Genomic DNA, 9269 nt, shown 5'->3' with positions numbered 1-9269 from the left:
CAAGGGTGGGCTCCGCCCACCGCAACTCAGAATAAAATTTAAAACCTTTCAATCACATCCCAACAAAATTAAACCGCTAAAAAAGACTCAACCGCTTAGCCAGGTCAAACCAATCCTTTGCCCGTTGTTTACTTTCCGGATTCTTATGCGCCACCTGATCCACTAGCATGTTGCCGGCCAGCACCAACCCCCAGGTTGCTTCAAGAAATAATCCTGTCTTGGATTTGGCATGCAGAATATGCGGCGTATATTCCTTCGCCCAGTAACAGAACTCGTCGGTAATAATAACCAGCTGAATGCCTTTTTCTGACGCAATTTCACACAACAGTCTGGTTTCCTGTGCATAAGGTACAACGTCGATCAGAATCAGTGTCTGATATTCCTGCGGCGAGCGTTTCTGATTATTGCTCAGCCATTCCCCTAACATACTGTCGTGGGCGGAAAGATACTGCACATTGGGGCGCGCCAGAGACAGGCGGCGGCTGAAGTCTTCTGCCACGCCACGGATGGTCTGGAAGCCGGAGACATACACGCGCTCGGCGGCGGCTACACAGTTGACGATGCCTTTCCAGGTTTCCCCTTCAAACTGACGGAACAGATTCACCAGAATATTCAGGTCTTTATCAAACGTTGCTTTGATATGTTTATCACTGATAACACTGTGGGAGCCTTCGTCGGTTACTGCGATGGCTTCCTGCTGCACTTCCTTCTTCAGTGTTCCGATACCTTCGTAGCCGGCGCGGCGCAGAAAGCGGCTGACGGTGATTGGACTGACCAGCGCTTTTTCGGCAATCGAGGCACCGGTTTCATAGGCGATGCGGTGCAGATTGAGCAGAATATACTGAGCCACCCGGGCCTCTGATGGTGATAACTCTGACATCAATGACTGGATATGCTGCGCCGTTCGGGTCGGGATAAAACTGCCTTCAGACGAAAAGGTGTTCTCCAATGTTAGGCCCCTCCTGTGTTTATCCGGATTCTGTTGCCATCTGGTGCATTTTTATACAAAAAAGTGCATCCGTAGTGCACAAATGCCTGAAATATACTTAAATGCACTCTATAGATTTAACGTAACCTACTGATTTAATTGTAAAAAATTACAATGTTAGAAAGATAACATAATCTGTTATTGAGTGAATAGTACCGGCATTCATAGAATGAAATCAGTGATGGACTAACGCAATCATTAACTTCCTGAGGTGGATCTGATGAAAGGTTTAATAACGGCAGTAACCAACAAAAAGCACATTAAGAAAGCACTTGCTGCGGCCTGTATCAGCCTTTCCTGTGCTGCAGGCACAGCCTCTGTTCAGGCTGAAGAAACCCTGAGCCTGTACAACTGGGGTGATTACATCAACCCGGAAATCCTGACCCGTTTTACTGAAGAAACCGGCATCAAAGTGACGCTGGATACTTACTCCTCCAACGAAGAAATGCTGGCCAAACTGCAGGCTGGTGCCAGCGGTTACGACATTATTTTCCCGTCTGTGCATATGCAGGACATCATGTCGCATCTGAATATGCTGGAAAAAACCGACATTAATAAATCCGCCGGTTTTGAAAACATTGATACCCGCCACCTGAAAGCCGCTACCGATCCGAAGGGTGAATACTGTCTGCCGTACGCCTGGGGCACAGTCGGTATTGTTTACAACAAAAAGGCCGTGGGCGAACTGTCTTCCTGGAAAGAATTCTTCGCACTGCCAGGGCAGGGTAAAAAAATTGCCATGCTGGATGACATGCGTGAAGACATCGGTGTCGCTCTGATTATGAACGGCAACAGCGTTAACTCGGTTGAGCCATCTGAACTGAAAGAAGCTCAGGCTTTCCTGTTAGAGAAAAAGCCTCTGGTCAGCGCCTTTACTTATGACAGCATCCCAATGGTGCAGGCGGGCGATATCGCCGCAGCGCAATGGTATGTCGGTGCCATGATGTATGTGCAGCAGGATCCGGAAAACCTGGCTTATGTTATTCCGGAAGAAGGCGCCACCATGTACCAGGAAAACATGTGCGTACTGAAATCTGCACCGCATAAATCTAATGCCAAGAAATTCCTCGAATTCTTTATGAAGCCGGAAATCGCAGCGATGAACGCGGCTCAGCAAACCAACGGCACCATCAACAAAGCGGCAATTCCACTGCTGCCAGCGGATCTGCGTGATAACCCAAGCGTTAACCCGCCAGCAGAGGTGATGGAAAAACTGCAGATGTTCGAAAGTCTGGGCAAAGGCATCAAACTGTACGACCGCGTATGGACTAAGTTCCGCACCGCGTCCTGATCGCCGCACGACAGTAAACGTAAGACTTGCAAGAACACAATACGATAACAACGCCACGCTCTCCCCGTGGGCAGCTCAGCTGCCCACAACCCCGCCAACTGAGGTTTCTATGTACAGCTCTGATTCCCAATCAACTGATTTTCTGAAAATCAAACACGCTATCCGTCACTTTAATACGCCCGAAGGAAGTGTGGTGAAAGCGCTGGATGACATTAACCTGAGTATTGGCCGTAATGAATTTATTACGCTGCTGGGACCTTCCGGCTGCGGTAAAACCACTTTATTAAATATTATTGCCGGCTTTGAACGTCTCGACAGTGGCAAAATTCTGCTGGATAACGATTCTCTGCTGGAGCAGCCGCCACACCATCGCCCGGTGAATACCGTATTCCAGTCCTACGCGTTATTCCCGCATCTTTCTGTTGGCGATAACGTCGGCTACGGTCTGGATGTCGCCGGTGTGGCAAAAAAAGAACGCAATCAGCGCGTATCCGCCGCACTGGATATGGTTGGTCTCAGCGGTGTGGAAAAACGCCGTCCATCGCAATTATCCGGCGGTCAGCAGCAGCGGGTTGCCCTGGCCCGCGCCATCGTCAACCGTCCGAAAATTCTGTTGCTGGACGAACCGCTGTCGGCGCTGGATAAAAACCTGCGCATGAAGATGCAGCTGGAACTGAAAAACCTGCAATCCGAACTGGGCATCTGCTTTATCTTTGTGACCCATGATCAGGAAGAAGCCCTGACTATGTCGGACCGTATTGTCGTTCTGAACGGCGGCAAAGTAGAGCAGGTGGGTACACCGGACGAGATTTACCACACCCCCGCCAGCCTGTTTGTCAGCGAATTTATTGGTGAAAGCAATATCTTCTGCGGCGAAGTGATTCAGACCAATGACGATGGCTGCCTGATTGATTCTCAGGGCATCGCAGTCTACAGCCACGATGGCAATCTGAGTGTTGGCCAGGATGTCACCCTGTTATTACGTCCGGAGCATTTCCGTCTGGTCTCTGACAACGCGCCTGCAGATAACAGCAAACAGCAGATCAGCGCGACGTTACAGCAATCCGTATTTATTGGCCGCGATCATCAGCTCAACTGCACACTGGATAACGGCACGGAAATTACTGCGCTGATCCGTGGCAGTCTGCCAGACCTGAAAAGCGGTGACCGTATTCTGCTGGAATACGATATTCAGTCCGTTCACACCATCCCGCAGGGCAGGGGGTAAGCATGAAATCATTTACCCGTCAGCAGAAGCAGCTGATGCTGCTGCTCACTCCGACAACGCTGTTTTTAGGGATTTTCTTTATTGGTCCACTGCTGATTATGGCAGTGTACAGCTTCCTCGAACCCGGACTGTACGGCGGTGTTGAATGGAACTTCTACCACTGGAACTATGGCCGTATTCTTGGCTGGGCAGACGGTTTTACTGAAGAATTTGACTGGGTTTATCTGGAGATTTTTCTGCGCTCCATCGGCCTGGCGCTGGGAACGGTATTCTGTACTCTTCTGATCTGCTACCCGGTCGCTTTCTGGATCAGCAGTCTGTCCCCCTCGAAAAAAGCCCTGTTTGCTTTTTTAATTACCCTGCCGTTTTTTGCCAGCATGGTGATCCGTTTATATGCCTGGGTTCTGATTCTGCGCGACTCCGGTTTTGCCAATCAGCTGCTGCAGTTTCTTGGCATTACCGATCACCCGCTGGACATTATGTATTCCGGTACCGCGGTTATTCTCGGCATGGTGTATATCTTTATTCCCTTTATGTTTCTGCCGCTGTATTCCAGCGTGGAAAAAATTGACCACAAGCTGATTCAGGCGTCGCAGGATTTAGGGGCTGGTCCGTTTACCACCTTCCGCCGCGTTATTTTCCCGATGACCATGCCAGGTGTTATTGCCGGCAGCATTCTGGTGTTTATTCCGGCGCTGGGTAACTTCGTGGTTCCCGCCATGCTTGGGGGCGCCAAGGTCGTGATGATCGGCAACCTGATTGAACAGCAGTTCCTGTATGCCCGTAACTGGCCGTTTGGCGCCACGCTGTCCATGGTCATTATCGTATTTATGTTGTTGATTGTGTCTTTCTACCTGTTGAAGGTAGTGAAGAAGCAGCAGGCCTGAGGATTATCTTATGTTAGCGAAATTATCATCCCGTCTGCTGTCTGGCTACAGCCTGCTGTTTTTCGTTTTTCTCTACGCTCCGGTGTTGCTGATCGTTATTTATTCGTTCAACTCCAATCCGGTGAATGTGATGATCTGGAAGGAGTTTACCTTCGACTGGTATATCAACCTGTTTGGTGGTGATACCAGCCTGAAAGATTCTGCCGCTTATGTGGAATCCACCGATCAGCTGGTGTCAGCGCTGGGCGTCAGTCTGGTAGTGGCAGGCTGCGCGACTCTGGTATCTACCGTACTCGGTACCAGCGCCGCTGTGGCTCTGGCCCGCTATCGTTTCCGCCTGCAGAATTTCTATCGCATGCTGCTGTTCGTGCCAATGGTGATGCCGGATATCGTGCTCGGGATTGCCCTGCTGATTTTCTTTGTCGGTGTTGGCGTTAATCTCGGCGTGACGTCGATTATTATCGGTCACTGCACCTTCCTCACCAGTTATGTCTTTATTGTGGTCAGCTCCCGCCTGGCCGGTATGAATCCGGTGATCGAAGCCGCCTCTGCCGATCTGGGCGCCAATGAATGGCAGACCTTCCGCCGCGTTACCCTTCCGCTGATTCTGCCGGGTGTGATTGGTGGTGCGTTACTGAGCTTTATTATTTCCATGGACGATCTGGTCATCACTTACTTTATCAGTGGTGTCGACTCGACCACGCTGCCGGTTTTTATTCTCAGCATGATACGCCGCGGTATCAAACCGGAAATCAACGCCATTGCCACCCTGATGCTGTTCTCTTCCGTGCTGATTGCATCACTGGGTATTTATTTTAAATCGCGAAATTCAGACAAGTAAGGTAACCCTATGGCTGCTAAACGTGCTCGAGACTATGGCCTTCCGTTTTCCGGTACACCAGGCCCTTTCAACGCCATTACCGATGTACCAGGGGTTGAAGTCGGTTACGCCACCCTGATTAATGACGATCCCGTGTCCCCGGCACGGACCGGCGTTACTGCTATTCTGCCACGCGGCAAAAAAACGGAGCCTCAGCCAGTGTGGGCCGGGATGTATGCGCTGAATGGCAACGGCGAAATGACCGGCACCCACTGGATTCATGACGGCGGTTATTTCACCGGTCCGGTGATGATTACCAACAGTCACGGCGTCGGTATCACCCATCATGCTGCAACCAGGTGGATGATTAACCATTATCGTGATCACTGGCGCGATAATCATTTATGGGCCATGCCCGTCGTCGCAGAAACCTACGATGGCGTACTTAATGATATTAACGCTCAGCATGTGACCGAGGCGGATGCTCTGGCGGCACTGGATAGCGCAGCTTCCGGCACGCCCGCCGAAGGTAATGTCGGCGGTGGTACCGGCATGATCGCCTACGACTTTAAAGGCGGCACCGGCACGTCATCGCGTCAGGTCACCGTGGCCGGTAAAACCTACACCGTTGCCGCATTGGTTCAGGCCAATCATGGCCTGCGTCCGTGGTTCAGTGTATGTGGTGCACCGGTAGGTCAGCTGATGCCGGAAGGCCGTATTCACGACAGCCACGAGCAGGGCTCGATTATCGTGGTTCTGGCGACGGATGCGCCCATGCTGCCGCATCAGCTGAAGCGCATGGCCAAACGTGCAGCGATAGGCATTGGCCGTAACGGCTCACCGGGTGGTAATAACTCCGGCGATATTTTTCTTGCCTTCAGTACCGCCAATGAAAAAGCGCTGCCGCAGTTATCCGGGCCAGAATGCAGCATGCAGTATCTGAATGATGAAGTGTTCGATGATTTCTATCTGGCGGCGGTGCAGGCTGTAGAAGAATCTGTAGTGAATGCCATGGTCGCTGCTGAAGACACGCCCACCTTTAAACAACCGGCAGGGAAAATCTGCAAAGCCATTGATGGAGAACGCCTGGCCACACTGGTCGACGGTTTTTATCGCGGATTAAATCAGGCTGCCGGCACCTGAGCGGAAGCAGACGTTATAGCGCCGGGATTAATGGTCTTACCAATAATCCCGGCTGGTCCCTGCATTTCTGTTTTTCTGAAAATCTCGCAGGCTGATTCCCTGATCAGCCCTGCTGAAACATCCCAGCGGCAGCTGTCTGAGCTTTAATCGTCGTTCTCATTAGTCACTGTTTAATTATTCCATTAAAGAATTAATTATCCCACATTAATATTCCCGCCATTTACAGCTGCATTGTTTCCTGCAGGATCGTTTTACTATTAATAATTGTCTCATTCGTAACGCGGAATAATTTGTTCCCTGCAATTCCATGTAAAATCTGTGTAATTCAGTAGTCAGTCGTCACTGGCCTGTTTTATGATTCATCGCAAATCCAAAGGGCATGTATGCTGGCAACCCCGTCCGGAGTTGCACCGTACACATCTGTTAACGCAGTACTGTCAGCCCACAACGAAGAGTTATGAATGAAGTTCTCTATCGGATCACAGGGTTTTTCCACATTTGACCAGGAGTTGCTGCTCAAGCAGCTGCACGTCGCCAATACCCGGCTTGATGGAAAATGGTATTACCAGGGCGAAGCCGAATCGGTAACACTTGTCCTGGAAAAAAGCACAAATCTGAACGGAAGTTCCATTATTTGCCGTCCTGGAAAATTCTTTAAACAAACCTGCAGCGATGCCGATCCGATAGATCACATCAAAGTCGACTGGCCGGTGCGTATCCTGCCGCTGCTCGACGTTCTGCAAAAAGTTGAAAAGAACTGCTCCTGTGAAAGCAGCGGACAAAATCCCGTAGCAGAAAAGCATTATCACGTTATTTCTGAACATCTGCAGAGAAAAGCGCAGCATTTAAGTGATCATCAGTCTCTGCTGATTAACTGTCGCAGTGTTTCTGCGGTCATTCTGCGCGATGGCGATAAGCTGGTCATGCATTCTGACCGACCGGAAGAAATTCTGGCGCAGACACTGGTCTCCGATGCGCATCCGGAAATCGTCGTAGTCGATGAAAAATTTGCAGACACAGACCCCGATAAACCTTATTGTGCAACGCTGCAATCGCTGCTCTGGTGTCTGAATCTGCATGAGCCGCTGTTCCTTGCTGAGCAGCAGCGGCTGTTATCCAGCGCCTATCAGTTAAGGCAATGGCCGGATTATTCAAAGCTTTATCGTAATGAACGTATTCTTCAGCTGACCGCGGCCTTTGTTAAACGCCCAACGTCCATTAATGATGTGACTCGCATCACCCGCGCATCCAAAATGGAAGCCATGCAATTTATTAAGGCCTGTGAAAACCAGGGTGTGAACTTTACGGCCCAGCCGGTTGTTCATGACGCTGGTAAAGAATACAGTGCAGCGAAGAACAGTTCCAAACCTGAGAAAAAGCGTCAGTTGTCTTTTCTTGCAAGCCTGAGAAACAAATTAAAAGTGGCCCTGTCCTGATGCAATTACAGAACAAAATTCTTTTTATCGGTCCCATGGGGGCAGGTAAAACCACTGCGATTCAGTCCTTGAGTGAAGGTAACGCAGCAACCACAGAAGTGCGCAATTCCAATCGTGAACTGTATGATAAACAAACCACAACCGTGGCCATGGATTACGGTTTTATTCAATTGGATGAAAACCAACAGGTACATTTGTACGGAATTCCCGGACAAAAACATTTTGAGCCAGTATGGCCTGTTATTGCCAAAGGCGCGATTGGTGCAGTACTGTTAGTGAATGCCGGCCACCCCGACTGGCAAAAGGATACTCTTTATCTGTTGCAGGCATTCAGGGATCTGGTAGAAAACGGCAGTGTTGTCGTTGCTGCCAACAGAATAGACGACAGTCAGATGCAGCAGTTGTCAGCATTACTTGCAGAACATGAGTGCTTTTTACCGGTTCTTCCGACTGATCCCCGGAATCGTGATGATCTTGTACTGGCCCTCGAGATATTAATCGCCAATCTTGAAGTAGAGACTTATATAAATGAATGAAGCGGTTAATCCGTTGGTTTCCAACACATTAAAAGCTGCTTTTGTTGAACAGTTAAAAAGCGCTTCTGCCCGGCACTCCGGCATCGAATATCTTTCCATGTCAACTTCTGACGGATACGTTCTGTGCAATACCATTGCAGCGGATTCAGCCATCAGTGCCGAGCGTCTTGCCGCTATGTCCGCATCATTCTGCGGCATCAGTAATGGCCTCACCGAACAGGCCGAGAAACAGCCGTTTACTGGCTGCCTGATTGAAACCGAAAAAGGATTGCTGGTCTGCCGCCCGATTCAGCACGCTGCGCTGGAAGTGGTGTTACTGGGGTCCTTCTCGCCGGAAACCAATCATGGCGTCGCTATGTGGACACTGAACAACGTTGCCAGAGATATTCTGGAAATTCTTAAGCACTACAACTGAACTAAACCCGAACTACAACCCGGAGAAATTTAAATGGGCATTAATGACACACTGAGCAAACTGATGGAAACAGAAGGCGCATTAGCCTGCGCTCTTGTGGATTACAACACCGGCATGCTGTTGGGATCTGCCGGTAGCGGCCTGGACCTGGAAATCGCGGCAGCAGCAAACACCGAAGTTGTTCGTGCCAAACTGAAAGCAATCCAGATGCTGCAACTGGATCAGCAGATTGACGATATCCTGATTACTCTGAGCAGCCAGTACCACCTGATCCGCCCGATGAGCACAGACCGTGATCTGTTCATCTATTACGCGCTGGATTCCGGTAAATCCAACCTGGCACTGGCCCGTCGTGCACTGCGCATGGCAGAAGAAGGCCTGAGCATCTGATCAGCGTTTTGTACTGATCATTAAAAAATCCGGTGCTGATGAATCGGCACCGGTTTTTTTATTTTTGCCTGCTTCGTTTTCCACGGATAATTTCTTTTTCTTTCCCCGCTTTTTCTACCCTTCTTTCTACCCTTC

General features: G+C 50.0%; 10 protein-coding genes. 9 read left to right on the top strand and 1 reads right to left on the bottom strand.

What is annotated here, in order from left to right; translation table 11 throughout:
• Positions 1-76 precede the first annotated feature (76 nt).
• Positions 77-949 carry a MurR/RpiR family transcriptional regulator gene (locus B2Z72_RS05460; protein ID WP_296982672.1) on the bottom strand — a complete coding sequence of 291 codons (873 nt, stop codon included), beginning with the start codon at positions 947-949 and terminating at the stop codon, positions 77-79.
• 259 nt (positions 950-1208) lie between these two features.
• Between B2Z72_RS05460 and B2Z72_RS05455 the strand changes: the two genes are divergently transcribed.
• The 9 genes from B2Z72_RS05455 (at position 1209) to B2Z72_RS05415 (ending at position 9134) form a co-directional block, all read left to right on the top strand.
• On the top strand, positions 1209-2279 hold the full coding sequence (locus B2Z72_RS05455) for a polyamine ABC transporter substrate-binding protein (RefSeq protein ID WP_297004318.1): 1071 nt from the start codon (positions 1209-1211) through the stop codon (positions 2277-2279).
• Between the two features lie 109 nt (positions 2280-2388).
• Positions 2389-3507, top strand: a complete 1119-nt coding sequence (locus B2Z72_RS05450; RefSeq protein WP_297004316.1) for an ABC transporter ATP-binding protein — start codon at positions 2389-2391, stop codon at positions 3505-3507.
• A gap of 2 nt (positions 3508-3509) precedes the next feature.
• On the top strand, positions 3510-4394 hold the full coding sequence (locus B2Z72_RS05445) for an ABC transporter permease (protein WP_296982183.1): 885 nt from the start codon (positions 3510-3512) through the stop codon (positions 4392-4394).
• Between the two features lie 10 nt (positions 4395-4404).
• The gene (locus B2Z72_RS05440) at positions 4405-5235 is read left to right on the top strand and encodes an ABC transporter permease (protein ID WP_296982185.1); all 831 of its coding nucleotides are present in this window, start codon (positions 4405-4407) and stop codon (positions 5233-5235) included.
• Positions 5236-5244: 9 nt separating this feature from the next.
• Positions 5245-6357, top strand: a complete 1113-nt coding sequence (locus tag B2Z72_RS05435; RefSeq protein ID WP_296982187.1) for a P1 family peptidase — start codon at positions 5245-5247, stop codon at positions 6355-6357.
• 461 nt (positions 6358-6818) lie between these two features.
• Complete coding sequence (locus tag B2Z72_RS05430; RefSeq protein ID WP_296982189.1) at positions 6819-7793, top strand: hypothetical protein; 975 nt, start codon at positions 6819-6821, stop codon at positions 7791-7793.
• Positions 7793-8329: a GTP-binding protein gene (locus B2Z72_RS05425; RefSeq protein WP_296982190.1), complete on the top strand. Its 537-nt coding sequence runs from the start codon at positions 7793-7795 to the stop codon at positions 8327-8329. The genes B2Z72_RS05430 and B2Z72_RS05425 overlap by 1 nt, the downstream gene beginning before the upstream one ends.
• Positions 8322-8744 carry a roadblock/LC7 domain-containing protein gene (locus tag B2Z72_RS05420; RefSeq protein ID WP_296982191.1) on the top strand — a complete coding sequence of 141 codons (423 nt, stop codon included), beginning with the start codon at positions 8322-8324 and terminating at the stop codon, positions 8742-8744. Before B2Z72_RS05425 ends, B2Z72_RS05420 begins: the two co-directional genes overlap by 8 nt.
• Before the next feature lie 33 nt (positions 8745-8777).
• Positions 8778-9134, top strand: a complete 357-nt coding sequence (locus tag B2Z72_RS05415; protein WP_296982192.1) for a hypothetical protein — start codon at positions 8778-8780, stop codon at positions 9132-9134.
• Positions 9135-9269: the final 135 nt, after the last annotated feature.

This window comes from Thalassolituus sp. UBA6592 (assembly GCF_002433655.1).
Taxonomy (GTDB): Bacteria; Pseudomonadota; Gammaproteobacteria; order Pseudomonadales; family Oceanobacteraceae; genus Venatoribacter.
Note: the sequence above shows the minus strand (reverse complement) of the source record. Positions and strands in the feature narration are given on the sequence as shown.